Here is a 16,790-nt window from a genome sequence, read left to right on the forward strand (position 1 = left end):
CGCAGCCGGCGGGGAAAAAAGGCGCGCCGCGGCCGTTGCGCCGCCGCCGCCCCGTTCCAGATCGCCACCGGAACAGCCCCGGGATGGCTTTCGCAGCCTGATCAACGGGACAGTTAGCCATGCGGCGCAAAGTGACCGGCACCACCGAAAGGCGATTGCCAAGGCGGCCATTTCGAGGCGAGGCTGATCGTTTCCGGCGCCGGATTCGTGGAGACGGTGGACCGGGAATTTCCGATTTTCGACCGGATCGATGTCGAACCGGCGCACGGGCGCAAGGGACCGAGATGGACAGGCTGGCGCCATTTTGTGTCGATGCCGGGAGCCGCGACCTCGCGCTTCTTTGCGATCCGCAGTGCCGGACTCTGTATCGGCCGCGCGCGCGGCGACGACGCCCGCGCTGCGGTTCGCCGCGACGGCTCGACCCCACCGCCCAGCGTGTCTCGGGCGTCTTTCGCTCGGATGTCGACCGGCACCGGACGGCGGTCTCGACGTCACGGCGAACGCCAACGACAGGGAGACGGCCGTGGCGCTGCTATGTCTTTTCCATTACTATTTTCTCCGCCGACTGCGCGCGCCGCCAACAGGAGCGGCCGAGGCCGTAACCCTAGCATCGCGCGGCGCCGCAGGCCTGCCGCGCGGCCTTTCCACATCAAGGCAAAGGCGCGCGCCGGGATCGGGAGGGCCGCAAGGCCCCTTCCCGGTGCGCGCCTTTTCCACTCTCCCCCGCCGCCCCGCGAGGGGCGGCGCGCGGCAAAACAGCCGGTCGGATGCAACATGCATTCGACCGGCCGCTTGCGGCTTCGCCAGTCCGAAGGCTGCACCGTCAGCCGTCCACGACGAGCGGCGGCACCTTGAAATCGGCAGCTTCAAAATAGCCGGTAATGGCCGCGAACGATCCAAGCCTTGCGGCCTCCTCGCGCCCGATCACGACCTGATCGTCCTCGTCCGCCGCATAGTGCCGAAGGTCGCCGCCGCCCTCGAAGACGACGCGTTCGGCGCCCCAGTCGGCGCCATAGCCGCCGCACTAGCGAACGAAAGGGACACAAGTCTCGACGCAATGGCTTTCGAGCGCCTGAAACTCTCCGCCCGAAACCTCGAAGGCGTGGAGCCTCAGCATCTCGCCCTCGGTGCGGTGATCGGCCTCGAAGGGCTCGCCGTCCCAATCGACCGACAAGCCCTCGGCCTGAATCAGGCGCACCAGCTCCGCATAGGCATCGGCGGTAACCGTCCCGCCAAGCTCGATCGACGCCGCAACACGATTGGCCATTTCATTCCTCCTCCTGCGGGCGGGCGGCGCCATGCCGCCCGCCCTGTGGATCAAGCCGCGAGCCGCTTGCCCTCGGCGTGCTTGTCTGCGGCCTCGCCATCGCTCTCGCCATCGCTCACGCCGCTTTCATCGGGGTCAGGCGCGACCCCGTCTTCACCGAAATCGTCGGGGTCCGCCTTCGCGTCCGCCTCTGTCCTGTCGATCTCCGCGGCGCGCGCGAGGATGTGGAGCAAGCGGTCACTTGCCGCGACGCTGCCGACGCCGCCGCGCGGCGTGTAGGGCGCGGGCGGGAATGTCATCCACTTGGGCACCCATGTCTCGACCTTGGCGCGCCCGTTTGCACCGTCCAGATGGTCGGTGACGATGGCTTTGAGCGTCTTCGCCTTCTCGCCCGCATTGGCAGCGGCAACTTCGGGACCGGCCACCTCGGCGACGATCTTCCCGAGCACCTCCTTGTCGCGGACAAGCTCCCAAAAGGCGGCGTCGGCGCGCCAGACCTTGGCGAGGTCGGTGCCGAGATGGAGGCCGATCGCCTCGACCGCCTCGCTGCCCGCCGCCAAGGTTTCGCCCATGACGATCGCGACGATTTCAAGCACGACCGGATCGGGCAGTTCCAAGAGCCGCGCGAAGGTCGGCGCGAACTGGCGCCCCCCATAACGCTGACCGGCGACCGTGCCGCTTTCGACATTCAGACCAAGCACCCCGAGCACCGCGCGGCGGCGCTCGTCGAATGTCGCTACGGCCATGCCGGTCTCGGCACTTTCCTGCACCGCGTCCTTGGTCTGGTGGTAGGACTGCACATCGACGCTGAAATGATCGGCACTCGCGATGACGTGCGCCGCCATCGCGCGAAGTGCAACCTCGCCATGCCGCGCCAGTTCGGCCTTGACCGCCGCGTGGCGGTGAAAGTCGATATAGGCGTTCATGGCGCTCGTCACCTCGGGCCGCTGCACTTTCTCGGGCACCGCACCGCCGTCGGTCTTGGCGCGGGCGCGCGCCCCCTTCTCGGTCAAATAGCCTTCGTGGAAGCTGACCTCGCCCGACTTGCGCACCTCGACATAGATGCGCCCGCCCTGCCGTTTGGATGTATGGCGATGATCGTAGCGGTCGAAGCGCTGGCCAAGGTCGAGAACGATCACGTCGCTCCAGCCATCGTCTAGATAGGCGGCGCGGCGCGTCTCGACCTCGGCCATCTGGCGCGTCCAGAAAGCGTCGGCGTCGGCGACCAGCTTGTCGTCGCCGAACAGGTCGGCGATGACCGCAACCTTCGCTTCTTCGACATCGAAGAGCGCATGGTCGGCCTTGATCGCGTTGCCGCCAAACAGCCATTCCTTGAGGCGGAACCCGGTGGGACAATAGGCGTCGGCGTCGTCGAACAACGCCAGCCAGGCGGTCTGCTGGCTCTTGCTCGCAAGGGTCAGCTGCTTGACGGTCGTCTGGTCGATTTCGGCATTGCGATAGAGGGTACGGATGCGCGGAAGCAAATTGCCGAGCGCGAGGATACGCCGCACCGCCTGCGGGTCGAAGGCGAAGTTCGCCGCGATTTCCTCGACATTGCGACCGAGCTTCGCGAGCTTGACGAAAGCCTCCCACTGGCTGACCTCGTCGGGTGCGACCCGCCGCAGATTTTCGAGCATCGACGCTTCGAGCGCGTCGGCGTCGTCGGCGTCGTCTAGGATTGCGCAAGGCAGCGGTCGCACGGTTCCGCCATCGCGGGCGATATTGCCGACGGCGGTGAAGCGCCGCCGCCCCGCCACGATCTCGAAGAGGTCCGTGTCGGGCTTCGCGCGAACGATGATCGGAACGATCACGCCGCGCTGCGCGATGCTCGGCTGGATGTCGGCGACATCGGGTCGCGGCCCTTGGCGCGCATGTTGGTCGATGCGACGACAAGCTTGTCGAGCGCGATAAAATCGAGTTTCATGATAGTCACTCCATTCAAAGGGGTGGCCGGTTTCAGGGTTTCCGCGCTCGGACTTCCATGAGCGGGGGATTGCCCCCCTGAAACCGGCCTGACGGCGAAGGCGCGCCGCCTCGCCTTGCCGCTAGTAAAGCGGAAGCTCTGAGCGCTTCTGGTTCAGAAGCGCGGTTTCGGCGGCGATGATCGACCCCAAGCGCCGCGCGGTGTCGGCCCAGACCGAGAGCGCAACCATCGGGTCGAAATGCTGGTCGCGCTCGATGCGCAATCCGAGAGCAAGCTTGACCTCGCGGATCTCGGCCAGCGAAAAATAGCCGAGTTCGGGACAGCCGAAGCCGAGGTCGGCGAGGCCAAACAGCGTGTCGCCATCGTCGGCAAGCTCGGTTGCGAGCCATGTCGCAGCACCGACCGGATTATAGAGTTTGACGACCGGCCACGGGTCGAAGCGCTGGTCGCGCTCGGCGCGAAGCCGCGAGGTCAGCGCATTGGCTTGCAGCGCGAACGCGAGATTCGCGGGAATGAGGGTCATGTCCCGTCTCCCGCATAAAAAGCTGCGTCCGCTCCGCGCGCGACGAGCAGGCTGCGGGCGATCTGGTAGCGGATGGACCAGTTCATCCGGCGCGACATGCGCATTTCCTGCCCGAGGGCGTCGATGCTCCGCGCGCGCCAGTAGAAGGTCGCGCTGTCGCCGAGGCCGGACAGCACCGCCTCAATCTCGTCGCCGCCGAGGGTCATGACGTCGGCGAGCGGCGTCGAAAGGTCTGCGAGCCGTGTCATCCGCCCGCTCCCGCCTCGGCGCGCGAGGCTGGCGCGCGATCTGCGTTCCCTGCGCTCGCCTCGCCGCCTTTCGTTGTCGCGGGCGTAAAGCCGAGCAGATAGTCTGCGGCCTTGCTCGCGAGGCTCGCCGCCTTGAAAATCGCGCGGGTGTCGGCGCGCATGATCGCGAGCCACGCGCCGAGATAATCGGCATGACGCACGGTCGGTGCGATACCGAGCGCGGCGCACAGGAAGGCGCTCGCGAGTTCGGCGCAAAGCTCCTCGCGGCCATAGGCGGCGCTCGCAAAGCCGCCCGACTGATCGCGGTCGAGCCGCGACTTATGACCGGTCCAATGGCCAAGTTCGTGGAGCGCGGTGCGATAATAATCGATCTGCGCAAAGAAGGCCTGTTGCGGCGGCAGCGCGACATAATCGCCGCCCGGGCTGTAATAGGCCTCATTGCCGCCAATGCGGATATCGGCGCCGCTCGCGGCGAGCAGCGTTTCGGCGAGCGGCTCGCGCTCGGGCAAGGGCTGGTCGGTCAAGGTGCAGCGGTCGGGAAGCCCGTCGACCTGCGCGACGTTGAACACGGTGAAGCTTTTGAGGAACGGTACCGAACGCGCGTCTCCCTCGGCGCCGCCCGCGCCGTTACCGCCGCCGGTCCGCCCGCCCTCAACCGCCGCACCGCCACTCGCCGCGCCGCCGCCGTTCCCGCTCGCATCCTTCGGCGTGAAGCGCGCGGCGTAGAAGATCGTCGTGCCCCTTTCGCCCTTGCGAACCTGCCCGCCTACCGCCTCGGCCTGACGGTAGGTCAGCCAGCCATGCGACCCGAAACCGCGCCGCATCGCCTCGGACCAGAGAATGAGGATGTTGATTCCCGAGTAGCTGCGCCGCGTATCGGCGTTGCGCGGCAGTCCCGGCGCAAAGGCCTTGGCGTCCCACGGCTGCGTCCAAGGAAAGCGCCCCTCCTCCAGCTCGGCAACGATCCGCGCGGTGACCTCGTCGTAGAGCGAGGGACGCGGCGCGGTGTTCCCACCGCGACCTTCGCTCCCGCCTTCGTGCTCGCCCCGAGCTTCGCGCTCACTCAAGCCCGCGCCCTTGCCGCGCTTCTCGCGGCGTGCGCCCGCCTTCCTTCCCGACCCTTTCCGCCTACTCGCGCGGTCCTGCTGCGCTGCGTCCCCGAACTGCCGTTGCTGAAATGCGCTCATGGTGCGTCTCCTCCTGCCCAAAATCCGCCGCGGCCGGCCCCGGACGGCGGGGCGGGCGGCGAACGCGCAGGGTATGGGACCGCCGTCCGAGGCGGCTGCGCACCCGAAGGGCCGCAGCGAAGCGAAGGAGCCGGGCGAAGACCGGCTTGCGCAGGTGCCGGGCGGTCCCAGCCCCGTGCGCCGCCCGCGCCGACGTCCGAGGTGCCGGCCCAACCCAACGCCGCCGCGCGGCAAGCGCGGCGTCCATCTCGGGGGAGGCTCCGGCCCGGGCATGAGCCCGGACGGGGCCAAAAAGAACGGCGCCCCCGGCGACGCCGAAGGACCGGCGGCGTGCAAGGACGGGAAGCAAGCGGGCAGCCGCGGTCGGTGGGGCGGCAGCCCCGGCGCGGCAGCGCGCGCAGCGGACCGGACTGCGCCCGCCGGGACGAGACGCGGCGACGGGAGCGCCGCGCGGCCAACCGTGAAAACGCGCGACCTCTGGCGGCGGCCCCCGCCGCCAGTGCGCGCTCCATTCGGGCCGCGCCCATCAACCGTGCCTTCTCGCTATGCTCCCGTTCCGGGCCTCGTCGATCGAAGTGATCCGAAAAAAGTCGCCAGGCGAAGCAAGGCCACGATCCCGAACCCGGGCGCCTAGGCCATTCGCGCGCAAATGCAGGCCGAACCGGACGCGAAGGCCTGGCGCCGTCCAGGCTTTACCCGCTATAAAGAACGGCTTTTCTTCCGCTTTGGACCAGTTTCATATGAAACCAGTTGAAACCCGGACTCACCGCGCTAAGCTTGAAGGGCATCGGGCCCAAGGCGCCAGATGCCGGGTTTGAGACCCCGCTTGAGACTGACGAATTCCCATTGCCATCCTGCCGGGTGGCCGCTGTCCATGTCCAAGTCCTTCGGGACCAAAGGCTGCGGCATGAGCCTCAAGCTCGTCTCAACACCCGGCTTCAAAACCGCCTTTTCGTGCCCCGGCATGGAAAGGCGGCGGCAATGGACTATGACGGCAGCGAGGGAAATCGCCGTACACCGCTCGGCGCCGGCGACCCGCTGCCGCCCGAAGATTGGATCGGGTTCGAGGCACATACGCGCGCCAACGCTCTTTACGTCGCCCACCGCCCCGAGCTCGCGGGCTTCCTGCGCAACCGGGCACCGGCACAGGAGGTCGGCGATCTCCTGCAGGAATGTTTCCGCCGCCTCTTCTCGAGCAGCGCCTATCCGCGCGTGCTTTTCGAGGAGCCGCGCGCCTATCTTTTCCAGACCGCGCGCAATCTCGTCGCCGAACGGCATCGGCGCCGCACCCGCGCGCATGCCGACGATCATCAAAGCTTCGACGAGCCGACGCTCGCGGGACCCGATCCGCACCGGGCGATCGACGCCCGCGACCAGCTCCGACGGATCGAGGAGACGCTGGCTCGGCTGAATGCGCAAACCCGGAGTATTTTCCTGCTGCACCGGCTCGACGGCCTCAGCTATGAGGAGATCGCAGCGGCCGAGGGGGTGAAGGTGAAACGCGTCGAGAAGGAAATCGCGAAGGCCATGCTCGCAATCAGGCGAGCCCGGCGCGCGTGAGCGAACGCGACCGCGAAGCCTCGGCCTGGTTCGCGCGCATGCGCGGACCCGATGCCGCCGATCACGCCGGGGCTTTCGACGCCTGGCGCCGCGATCCCGCCAATGCCGCCGCCTATTCCGAGCTCGAGGAGGATTGGCTGATCGCCGGGGGTGTTTCGCGCGCGCATGTCGCGGCACATGCTACACCCCGCGCGGCTGCGCCCCGCTCGCCGATGCGCTTCGCGATGGCGGCGGCGCTTGTCGCAGCGATCGCGCTCGGCTTCGCCTGGTACGCGGGCATCGGACAAGACAAGCCCATCATTGCGGAGCCCACGGGCCGGGATGGCAACCTCCAACTCCCCGATGGTTCGACGGTCCGGCTTGCCGATGGCGCGTACGCCGAGATCCGTTTCGCAGCGAACGAGCGCCGCGTCCTGCTCGTCGGCGGCCGCGCGTGGTTCAAGGTCGCGCATGATGCCGCCCGGCCCTTCATCGTCGAGGCCGAAGGGTCGGAGACGATCGCGCTCGGCACCGAATTCGAGGTCGATCTGAGAAAGGGGCCCGTTCTCGTCCAGTTGATCAAGGGATCGGTCGAGGTTCGCGCGGTCGGCACGAAGAGCGCGGTGAGACTCCGCCCCGGCGAACGCGCCGCGGTCGAGAACCGCGAGGCGCGCATCGTCGCGCCGATGACGTTACCGGTCGCCGAGACGATCATCGACGCCGACAATCTATCCGTCGCGACACTTCTCGATCGTGCGAATAGGGTAAATCCCGTACCGATCCGGCTCGCCGCGCCCGAGACCGGCAGGCTCCAGGTCACCGGACGGTTCGATATCGCAGACAGCATGGCGCTAGCCCGAAAGCTTGCGGCGGCGCTCGATCTCGACGTCGAAGCCCGTATTGATGAGATCACACTCCGCCCCAAGGTAAATTAGCCGGGGGGATAATCGCGAACCGGCATTTCCCCCTCCCAGACGGCAATCATCGCCGCACGGGAGGGACCTATGACACGCACCTATATTGCAGCGCTGCTCGCGACCGCGGCACCGATCGCACCGCTTCACGCCCCGCTGGCATCGGCGCAGGAAGCGAGCAGAAGCTACGATATCGCCGCCCAACCGCTCGGCGATGCGATCCGCCACTATTCTGAGGCATCGGGACGCCAGATCATAGTCCCCTCGCCGCTCGTGAGCGGCAAGCGCAGCAAGGGCGTTCGCGGAAGGCTGACCGCCGATGCTGCGCTGTCGCGCATCCTGGAGGGGACGGGGCTGGTCGCGGAACTGGTCGACGGCACCTTCGTCGTGCGCGCGGGAAACGGCGATGCGGCGGCGGGCTCGACTGAGGGTTCTGCCGCGAACGCGAGCGACGAGGCCATCATCGTGACAGGGTCGCGTATCCGCGGCGCCGGCCCGGTCGGCTCACCGGTCACGACCATCGACCGCGATGCGATCGATCGCAGCGGCCGCGCTACGCTGGCGGATTTCGTGCAGACGATCCCCCAGAATTTCTCGGGCGGGCCCACCGAGGCAAGCTTCGGCACCAATGCGCGCGGCAACGCCGCGAGCAACATCGGTTACGGAAGCGCGATCAACCTGAGGGGCCTCGGACCGGGCTCGACCCTCACGCTGTTCGACGGAACGCGGCCCGCGCTGGGCGGCGCCTCGGGAGCCTTCGCCGACATCTCGATGCTGCCCTCGCTCGCCGTCGAGCGCGTCGAGATCCTCACCGACGGCGCATCGGCGATCTATGGATCGGACGCGGTCGCGGGCGTCGTGAATATTCGCTTCCGCAATCGGCTCGAGGGCGCCGAGACGAGGCTGCGCGTCGGATCCGCCGATGGCGACTATGGCGAGTATCAGCTCGGTCAGATCGTCGGCAAGGGCTGGTCGACGGGCCATCTCACCCTCGCCGCAGAATATTATCGGCGCGGCAGTCTCGCATCGAGCAAGCGCCCCTTCGCGACCGAGGACCTCCGCCCCTTTGGCGGCCCCGATCTTCGATCCAACTTCAACAATCCGGGAACAATCGTCGCTGCGAACGGCCAACGGTTCCTGATCCCGCGCGGGCAAAACGGCGTCGGACTGACCCGCGCGCAACTCGCCCCGAGCACCGACTTCAACCGCGGCGACGCTCGCCGCAACGTCGACATCCTCCCGCGCCAACAGACGATCAGCCTTTACGCGAGCGGCGAGCAGCGGCTCTCCGACAACCTCATGCTTTTCGCACGCGGCCTCTATGCCGAGCGCAGCTTCGAAGCACACCGCCGCGTCCTCGGCATCTCGCAACTGACCGTCACGCCGACCAATCCCTATTATGTCGACCCGATCGGCACGCGGCAGAACATCACCGTCTATTATGACCCGGTGGCCGATTTCGGTCCCGAGGGCGTGAAAGGCCGCGTCCGGGCGGTCAACACCGCCTTCGGCGCGCGCGCGGACATCGGCAGCTGGAATATCGAAGTTTCGGGCGGCTACGGGCTCCAGCGCGACGGCTATGACGCGGTGAACCTCGTCCACCGGCTCCGCCTCGCCCGTGCTGTGGCATCGACCAGTCCCGCGACCGCGATCAACCTGTTCGGCGAGGGCGCGGTCAACAGTCCCGCGCTTATCGACGGCCTGCGCGGTAGCCTCGCGGTTCGCACCCGCAACCAGAACTGGAACGCGGCTCTGCGCGCCGATGGCAATCTGTTCGCGCTTCCGGCGGGTGATGTGAAGATAGCGCTCGGCGCCGAATATCGCCGAGACACGCTCCGCTATCGGCAGACGATCGACGCCACAGCCGACGCCCCGCTGGTCGTCGGCATTCCGGGCCTTCCCGATCAGCGGATTGTCAAAGCCATCTATGGCGAGCTTGCGATCCCGGTGTTCGACGCTGGCGATACGTTTCCCGGCAAGCTCGATCTGTCCGCTGCGGGGCGCTACGAAGATTATTCGGATGTCGGGGACACCGCCAATCCCAAGTTTGGCGCTCGTTGGGAGGCGCTTCCCGGCCTTGCCTTTCGCGCGTCCTATGGCCGGTCGTTCCGGGCGCCCTTTTTCGACGAGCTCGTCGGCGGCGCCAATTCGCGGGTCCAGACGTTCCGGCTCAATGATCCGGCATCGCCGACCGGCCAGACACCGGTCATCCTGCTGCTCGGGTTCAATCCCGATCTCGGCCCGGAGAAAGCGACGAGCTGGACGGCGGGTCTTGACTTCGAACCGCGCTTCATGCCCGGCCTCAAGCTTGGCATCACCTGGTTCGACATTCGCTACAAGGACCGGATCGCTTCGGCGAACAGCTTCCTCCAGACCTTTTTTGCTCGCCGCGACGTCTATGGCGAGCTGATCCAGGACAATCCCGATGCGGCCACGGTCGCCGCCTATTTCGCCGACCCGACTTTTTCCAATGCCATCGGGGTGACCCCGGGCCAGATCGCAGCGATCGTAGATGTACGCACCCGCAACCTGTCCAGTTCGACAGTACGCGGACTCGACTTCGATGTTTCTTGGATCCGCGCGATCGGAACAGGCAACGTCAGCCTTTCGGTCGGCGGATCGCGGCTTTTCACGATCGACAGCCGGATCACCCCGAATGCGCCTGCGAACAATGTTGTCGGCACGCTGGGAGCACCGGTAAAGCTCCGGCTTCGCGGACGTGCCGGTTTCGCGTTCGGCGCATTCGACGGGGGCGTCTCGGTCAATCATGTCGACGATTACCGCAACCTGTCGGTGAGCCCGGCCGAACATGTTAAAAGCTGGACGACGGTCGACCTGCAGCTTGGCACCCACATCGGCGATCCGGATGGGCGATCGCTTCGCCTCGCTTTCAGCGTCAACAATCTGTTCGACCTTGATCCGCCTTATGCGCGGTTCCAGACCACCGGCGTCACGATCGGCTACGATCCCGAGCAGGCGAGTCCGATCGGGCGGAGCTTCGCCTTGCAGGCCGTCATCAAGTGGTAATGGCCGCAGCGATCCTCGCCGCGTCGGTGCCGGTCGCCCAAGCGCCCCGCCAGCCCGTCACATCGCGCGATCTGGTCGAGGTCGCCGACGTCGGCGGCCTCGCCCTCTCGCCGGATGGTCGGCGCGTCGCCTATCGCATTGCACGGCCCTCGATCGAGACGAACGACGTCGCGCTCGACTGGTATGTCGCCGACGTCCTCGGCGGAAAGCCGATGCGGGTCGGTGGCGGCGGCGCAGCGCGTCACGACGGCGCGGGATCAGTCGCCGAACAGACGCCGGTGTGGGACCCGGACTCGCGCGGCCTGCGCTATCTGGCGCTCGTCGATGGAGCGGTCGCGGTCTGGCACTGGCGCGAGGGCGAATCTGCCCGGCGCGAAATCGTCGACGATGCCGATATTGTCCGGTTCGATCTCGATCCTGGCGGTCGATCGATCCGCTACACTGTCGGCGCAACGCGGGCCGAGATCGCTGCGGCCGAGAAGGCTGCCTATGACGATGGTGTCCTGGTCGATGCGCGGCTCGATCTCAACCAGCCGCTCGCCGGCGGGATGATCGAGGACGGGCGTCGCATCATGCAGCGCTTCCCGACCGATTGGTTCGATCGCGCCCGCATCCTCTGGGATGCCCCGCGATCCGATAAGGTCGTCGATCTCGCCAGCGGAGGCATCCGCGCCGCCCAAAACGTCGCATCGGAGCCGCAAGGCAAAATCGAGCGGCAAGCGAAGCTGGTGCGCCGGTCGGACGGTTTGACAGCGGCCATCGACGCCGATGGCCGGCCCGGAATTACCATCACGCGCGCCGACGGATCGAGGATCGAATGCTTGGCCGCACTTTGTCGTTCGACGCAACTTGCGGCGCTTGAATTCGTGCCCGGTTCGGATCGTCTGCTGATCTATGAGCGCGACGGCCTGTCGCGCGAGATCGTCTGGCTCTACACGCCCGGCGCGCGCAAGGCGCGAAGGCTCGCGGTATCCGATGGCGCCATCCGCTCCCCGGTACGCGGGCCGCGCTGCGTCGCGGCCGAAGAGGCGATCGTCTGCGCCGAAAGCGCACCGGTGGATCCGCCCCGGCTCGTCCGGCTCGCCTACAAGAACCGCGCCGAGACCATTATCGACGATCCCAATTCGGAGCTGCGCGACCGAATCGCCGCTATCGCCACCCGGTTTACATGGCCCGACGGCCACGAGGCCATCCTGCTACGGCCACGCGGTGCTCGGGGAGCGATGCCGCTGGTTGCGCATTATGCGCACTGCGAAGGCTTCCTGCGCGGCGGTGTCGGCGGCGAGATCCCGATGCTGCCACTGGTCGAACATGGTATTGCCGTGCTGTGCATGAATCGCACGGCACCGGCTCGCGGCGCCCCGATGGAAGCAAGCTACCAGGTCGGGCTCGAAGCCGTGACCCGCGCGATCGACGAACTTGCCGCCAAGGGTCTCGCGGACCCCGAGCACGTCGGGTTCGGCGGTCTCAGCTTCGGATCGACCGTCGTTCTCTGGGCGATCCGCAAGTCGGATCGCTTCGCCGCTGCCACCATCTCGTCCGGCCAGATCAGCTCGCAATATTATTGGACCAATGCTGTTCCCGATCGCGGCTACACCAAGATGCTGCAGGGCTTCTTCGGGATCGGCGATCCCGATAGCGACCCCGAGCGCTGGCGTGTCCTGACCGCGACGGCCGATGCGGAAAAGATCGACACGCCGCTCCTGATCCAGGCGCCCGAGTCCGAAATACGAAATCTCGTCGAGCTGCACACCCGGATGAAGCGCGCCGGAAGACCGATCGAGCTCTACGGCTTCGCCGATGAAATCCATATCAAGTATCAGCCTGTCCACAAGCGGGCCGTCTATGAGCGCAACCTCGACTGGTATCGCTTTTGGCTCAAAGGCGAGGAAGACGATGTTCCCGCCAAATCAGCTCAGTATCTGCGCTGGCGCGGCTATCGTGCGGGACAGCCCTTGTCCGCTCCCGTACGCTAGCCCGGTGCCGGGCGCGCCTCCCCGGGCGCGTCCGGCACCCCTTTATCCGTCACCGTGCGCACCCAGCGCTCCATGTCCGTCAGCTGCAAGATCCTGATCATGGCGATCGCGCCGGCTTTCGTTCGGCCGGTCAGGAGATCGTCGATTGCTTCGTTATCGATTATCCCCGCATCCGCCAGCCAGCCGCCGAGCAGAAAGGATCGGAGACGCTCCCGGTTGGCCTCGAAGGCGGGCAGGAACAGCGACAATATGCGACCCTTGCTCCGGCGCGCCAATATGATCTCGGGCAAGTCGTCACGAAAAGCCTCTCTTGCCAAGGCTCGGTTCTGTCCGCCCTCGCCCCACTGCCAGCTCTGGATGCCGAGGCCATATTCGACCAGCGGCTGTGACAGCAAAGGTGCGATCTTCGGGATGACGAGCGCTCTGTCGTAGCCGTCGAGGAAGGTCTGGATAAGCAGCAGTTTCATCGCATAGGAGCGCTGACCGGCCGCGACCTCCCGGGCGCCGCCGGTCCAGGGATGGTTCGGACGCGCATCGGCGAAATGTTGCGACAACAGGCTGGGGTCGACGGGCCACTGGCGCGGGTTTGCAACCAGGCCCCGCACGAGCAGGCGAAGGGCGTGCCAGATCGTATCTCCGGTGATCGCCGCGAGATCGCGCGCCGCGGCGACGCCGGCACGCGGACCGGCAAAGCGGAGCGCGTCGAGCGCTGGAGCGATGCTCGTGTGGTAGCCGAAGCTGCCGTCGCCGCCTGTCCCCGAGAAAATCGCGGCCGCCCGATATTCGCGCGCGGTCGCTAGTAGCGTTACGTCGTTGGCGTCGAGCAGGCCAAAGCCGCCGGGCCGCACCCTTGGATTTGGGATCGGCGCCAGTGGATCGGGACTTGTTCGCGGCAGGAGTATTTCCTCGAGCTCGGCTCCGAACCTGTCGCAGACTGCGCGGGCATAGATGCGTTCGTCGCCGTCCGGATCGGCGGTTGCGATGGTGACCGCACGCCATTGGCGGTCCTCCCCTCCGAGGCACGCCGCCACAATACTGGAGTCGATCCCCCCGGAGAGTTCGAGCTGGACCCGGTCGAAGCGGCCGCTCCACGCGGCGACAATCGAGCGCACCAGCGATCCGAGTTCATCCGCTCGCGCGCGTTTGGGCGGACGCAGCGTGAAGTCCCATGGCGACCAGGCGGGCAGCCCTGACGGTCCTGCGCCGAGGCGCATCACCTGGCCGGGAAGGAGCTCGCACACATCCTCGATCTCGGTCCGTTCCCCGCGGAGGTAGGGAAAGCGGAGGCGCGCGTCGATGGCGCTCGCGCAGGGCCTGTCGAGCGCAAAGCCGAGCGAGCGGGCAAGCGCGAGGTCGGTGAATGCGCAAGAGGTTGTGCGCGAAGCCGCCGCCGCGACATGAAAGACGGCCGGGCCGGTAATGGGTGAGCGCAGGATATGGATCCGATCGCCGGCATCGCCCCACACAAGCACGAAATTCCCCCAGAGATGGCGCAGTGCCCATTTGCCGCTGCTTTCGATGATCGCATCGACCTCGCTAGGGCTCAGGTCGCGGCAAGGGTCGAAGCCGTCGCGCCGGAAAGCCCACCCCACGATCTTGCATCGCCGCGCGTCGAAAAATGGTGCCGCGTCGGAGAAAACCATCGTCGCGCCGGCTACGCGACACGATGAAAATCCCTCGGGAGGCTGAAGACCGGCGGGCCAGCTCGAAAGGATCGCCATTCGTGCGGTCATAGTCTGAAGACCGGCGTGTAATCGGCGACAAAGTTTACCGGGTCGGTGAGCAGCAGGTCGCCATGCTGGAGCCAGCAGTGCGCTGCAAACGGCTCGAGCCTCACACCAAAATACAGGTCGGCGCCAATCCCGCGCCGCCACAACGAACGCGCCAGCGCGATGCTGTCCGGCACGCAGAGGCGCGCCGCGGGAACGAAGAGGCGCGCCCTTGCGTAGCCACGCGCCATCCGGGCTGCGGTCACACGCTGCAGGCCGGGGTCGTCTGTTCCGTTCCGACGGCAATCACGCGATCGTTGTAGGCGGAGATCGGCAAACATCGCTTCAAGTCCCCGCACCCGCAGCGCAAGGGCTGCCCCCATCCGGAACCAGGCCACTTCGGTTGCAGAGAGGCGACCATCGGTCTCGGGGCATTCGAGGGCACTGCCCGCTACAGGCAGCGCCACGACGGGAAGAACGGCCGCACCGCGCCCGGATTGCAGGAAGCCGTGCGCCAGCACGCTTTGCGGCGGAGGAGACATGGCGAAGTCAGCAGCAAGCAGCGCGGACGCCTCTTCGCCGCGCAAAAGGAAATAACGGTCGGCCGAGACATCGAGGCATACGACCTTCGAACCGAACGCTGCGAAGCTGATATGAGCGGGAAGATGATAGTCCATGGTGAGATGGAGGGCGCGGGAAGCCCGCGCCCTCCACGTCGTCATTCGGCGGTGATGCCGCCGTGCGGGACGATGTCGAGGCCTTCCGGCTCGGGAAAGGGCAGCTCGGTGCCGAGCGTCTCGACGCTCGCGATGCCCAGTTCTTCGACGCCGTCTTCGGCAAGGTTCTTCCGGTCCATGGGACCCTCCTTCAGCTATACCGCGGAATTGCGGCACCCTGAAGTTACGCCCCTCAAATGGAATAGAAATTTTATAGTTTTCATATAGTTGGAATATTATCCTAATGCTTCTTCGCGCTTGCGCATTTCGGCGCAGACACGCCTGACCCATGTTAGTCGGCGACGGTGGAAGCTATTGATCTTGGCGCGCAATTCGGGCCAGCGTGCGCTCCGGAAGTCCTCCTCAAGGTCGGCGAGCGCCTCACTGCAGAGCGGGTCGGTCTGATGCTCGAGCGCGCGAACCAAGTGCAGCCGATCGACCGCGCTCGCGATCGCGTGCCGGACCTCGCGGTTCGGAGAAAAGAGCGCGATCGACCGGAAGAGACGGTCGAGTCGTCCGGGATAATCATCGCCATCAGCGCCAACTACCGGGCCATCGGGCGGGACCGGCGGCATCGTCAAAGAACGAAGCGCGTAGCCGAGCAGCATCGCGGTCCAGGCGTAGAGGTCGCGTAAATCGGCTTCCGAGACTAAAGGTTGCCGAAATCCTTCCTGATGCCAGCTGTCGACGAGCCGCTCGCCCGAGAGCCGGTGCAGCGCATCGCGAACCGGCGTCGCACTCGCCCCGAGTTCGGCTGCCAGTTGCCCCGGGTCGAGCTTCGACCCGGGTGCGAACTCCCCCGCCATGACGCGCGCTTTCAGCTCGGTGTAGGCGTGCTCCATCCGGGCGCCAGGACTCACGACGCTTCTCCACCCGCCGGCTCGGCGCGCTGCCGTCCGACATGCTCCGAGAGCATCGCCGACTGGTCGGGACGCAGCGCGTCGATCGCCGCCAGCGGGTCGGTCGGATAGCCGCGGAAGAGGACCGACGGGCATTGGCCCTCGAAATTTCCGAGGTTGGGCCGGTGTTGCGCATAACCCGCGAGGGCTGAGAGCTCAGCCGGAAAGGTCCGCGCGATCTCGGGCGGATAGGCAAGCCACTGGTTTTCGTAGGGTTTGAGCCAACCGAGACAGTAGCTGATAATGATCCCCCGCCGGACGCCGGTGCTCCGGTTGCTTCCGGCGCCATGCAATGTCGATCCAAGGAAGACGATCGCGTCGCCCGGGTTCGCCTCCGCGACGATCGGATCGCATTTAACCTCGCGCGAAAGGGCCTCGGCGCCGTGACTTCCCGGCCAGATCAGCGTCGCGCCATTCTCGCGGGTAAAGGGCGTGAGCGGCCACATGACATTGACGAGATATTCGACCCGCCCGATCTCCCCTGCCCACATATCCTGGTCGCGGTGCGGGAACTGCGCGAGCGCGCCTGGATGGATCTCGATCGCCTGCGCGAGATTGAGCTGGATCCGATCGCACCAGGAGCCGAGCGCAGCCTCGGTGATCGCGAGGATGGCCGGGTTGAGAACAAGGTCCGCCATATGCGGCGAGTGGATGAGCAGGCGGCCGAACCGCTTGGTGCGCTCACCGTAGAAACCGCCCTCGCAGAAGGGCGTCGCGTCATAGCGGTCGGCCAGGTCGGCCTCGATCTCGGCGATCTTCGATGCGTCGGCTGCGCCGCGCAGGATCGTATATCCATCCGCGAAGAGGTCGACGACTTCGTCGAAGCCGGTGGCGACGATGGGGGTGATGCTCATGACATTT

The 16,790-nt window shown here is 66.5% G+C and carries 15 protein-coding genes; 4 read left to right on the top strand and 11 right to left on the bottom strand.

Translation table 11 applies throughout. The annotated features are described in order from the left end of the window. The 6 genes from B1A78_RS22950 to B1A78_RS05370 all read right to left on the bottom strand — a co-directional run. A partial coding sequence (locus B1A78_RS22950) for a hypothetical protein (RefSeq protein WP_218667947.1) occupies positions 1–267 on the bottom strand: 267 nt, incomplete at its 3' end. Between the two features lie 757 nt (positions 268–1,024). Next, on the bottom strand, positions 1,025–1,267 hold the full coding sequence (locus B1A78_RS23075; RefSeq protein WP_256837489.1) for a hypothetical protein: 243 nt from the start codon (positions 1,265–1,267) through the stop codon (positions 1,025–1,027). A gap of 50 nt (positions 1,268–1,317) precedes the next feature. Then, positions 1,318–3,105: a ParB N-terminal domain-containing protein gene (locus B1A78_RS05355; RefSeq protein ID WP_256837494.1), complete on the bottom strand. Its 1,788-nt coding sequence runs from the start codon at positions 3,103–3,105 to the stop codon at positions 1,318–1,320. Between the two features lie 207 nt (positions 3,106–3,312). Continuing rightward, positions 3,313–3,714 (bottom strand): DUF2958 domain-containing protein, encoded by a 402-nt coding sequence (locus B1A78_RS05360; RefSeq protein ID WP_077145968.1) that lies wholly within the window; start codon positions 3,712–3,714, stop codon positions 3,313–3,315. Beyond that, complete coding sequence (locus tag B1A78_RS05365; RefSeq protein ID WP_077145969.1) at positions 3,711–3,962, bottom strand: hypothetical protein; 252 nt, start codon at positions 3,960–3,962, stop codon at positions 3,711–3,713. The genes B1A78_RS05360 and B1A78_RS05365 overlap by 4 nt, the downstream gene beginning before the upstream one ends. Beyond that, the gene (locus B1A78_RS05370) at positions 3,959–5,149 is read right to left on the bottom strand and encodes an ArdC family protein (protein WP_077145970.1); all 1,191 of its coding nucleotides are present in this window, start codon (positions 5,147–5,149) and stop codon (positions 3,959–3,961) included. The genes B1A78_RS05365 and B1A78_RS05370 overlap by 4 nt, the downstream gene beginning before the upstream one ends. A gap of 750 nt (positions 5,150–5,899) precedes the next feature. Between B1A78_RS05370 and B1A78_RS05380 the strand changes: the two genes are divergently transcribed. From B1A78_RS05380 to B1A78_RS05395, 4 genes are all read left to right on the top strand, one after another. Further along, positions 5,900–6,709, top strand: a complete 810-nt coding sequence (locus B1A78_RS05380; protein ID WP_144037696.1) for an RNA polymerase sigma factor — start codon at positions 5,900–5,902, stop codon at positions 6,707–6,709. Beyond that, complete coding sequence (locus B1A78_RS05385) at positions 6,706–7,623, top strand: FecR family protein (RefSeq protein WP_077145972.1); 918 nt, start codon at positions 6,706–6,708, stop codon at positions 7,621–7,623. Before B1A78_RS05380 ends, B1A78_RS05385 begins: the two co-directional genes overlap by 4 nt. 69 nt (positions 7,624–7,692) lie before the next feature. Beyond that, a complete protein-coding gene (locus tag B1A78_RS05390) occupies positions 7,693–10,629 on the top strand; it encodes a TonB-dependent receptor (RefSeq protein ID WP_077145973.1) in 2,937 nt (978 codons plus the stop codon). Beyond that, on the top strand, positions 10,629–12,605 hold the full coding sequence (locus tag B1A78_RS05395; RefSeq protein ID WP_077145974.1) for an Atxe2 family lasso peptide isopeptidase: 1,977 nt from the start codon (positions 10,629–10,631) through the stop codon (positions 12,603–12,605). The genes B1A78_RS05390 and B1A78_RS05395 overlap by 1 nt, the downstream gene beginning before the upstream one ends. Here the strand turns inward: B1A78_RS05395 and B1A78_RS05400 are convergent. The 5 genes from B1A78_RS05400 to B1A78_RS05415 form a co-directional block, all read right to left on the bottom strand. Continuing rightward, a complete protein-coding gene (locus B1A78_RS05400; RefSeq protein ID WP_083733865.1) occupies positions 12,602–14,338 on the bottom strand; it encodes an asparagine synthase C-terminal domain-containing protein in 1,737 nt (578 codons plus the stop codon). The two genes, B1A78_RS05395 and B1A78_RS05400, sit on opposite strands and share 4 nt — an antisense overlap. After that, positions 14,335–14,991 (bottom strand): lasso peptide biosynthesis B2 protein, encoded by a 657-nt coding sequence (locus tag B1A78_RS05405; protein ID WP_179101983.1) that lies wholly within the window; start codon positions 14,989–14,991, stop codon positions 14,335–14,337. Before B1A78_RS05405 ends, B1A78_RS05400 begins: the two co-directional genes overlap by 4 nt. Before the next feature lie 41 nt (positions 14,992–15,032). Next, positions 15,033–15,170 carry a hypothetical protein gene (locus B1A78_RS22550; protein WP_179101984.1) on the bottom strand — a complete coding sequence of 46 codons (138 nt, stop codon included), beginning with the start codon at positions 15,168–15,170 and terminating at the stop codon, positions 15,033–15,035. Positions 15,171–15,266: 96 nt separating this feature from the next. Next, positions 15,267–15,890, bottom strand: a complete 624-nt coding sequence (locus B1A78_RS05410; protein WP_144037697.1) for a GntR family transcriptional regulator — start codon at positions 15,888–15,890, stop codon at positions 15,267–15,269. Beyond that, positions 15,887–16,783 (bottom strand): phytanoyl-CoA dioxygenase family protein, encoded by an 897-nt coding sequence (locus tag B1A78_RS05415; RefSeq protein ID WP_077145978.1) that lies wholly within the window; start codon positions 16,781–16,783, stop codon positions 15,887–15,889. The genes B1A78_RS05410 and B1A78_RS05415 overlap by 4 nt, the downstream gene beginning before the upstream one ends. Positions 16,784–16,790 lie beyond the last annotated feature (7 nt).

Source organism: Sphingopyxis sp. KK2, from assembly GCF_001990265.1.
GTDB lineage: Bacteria > Pseudomonadota > Alphaproteobacteria > Sphingomonadales > Sphingomonadaceae > Sphingopyxis.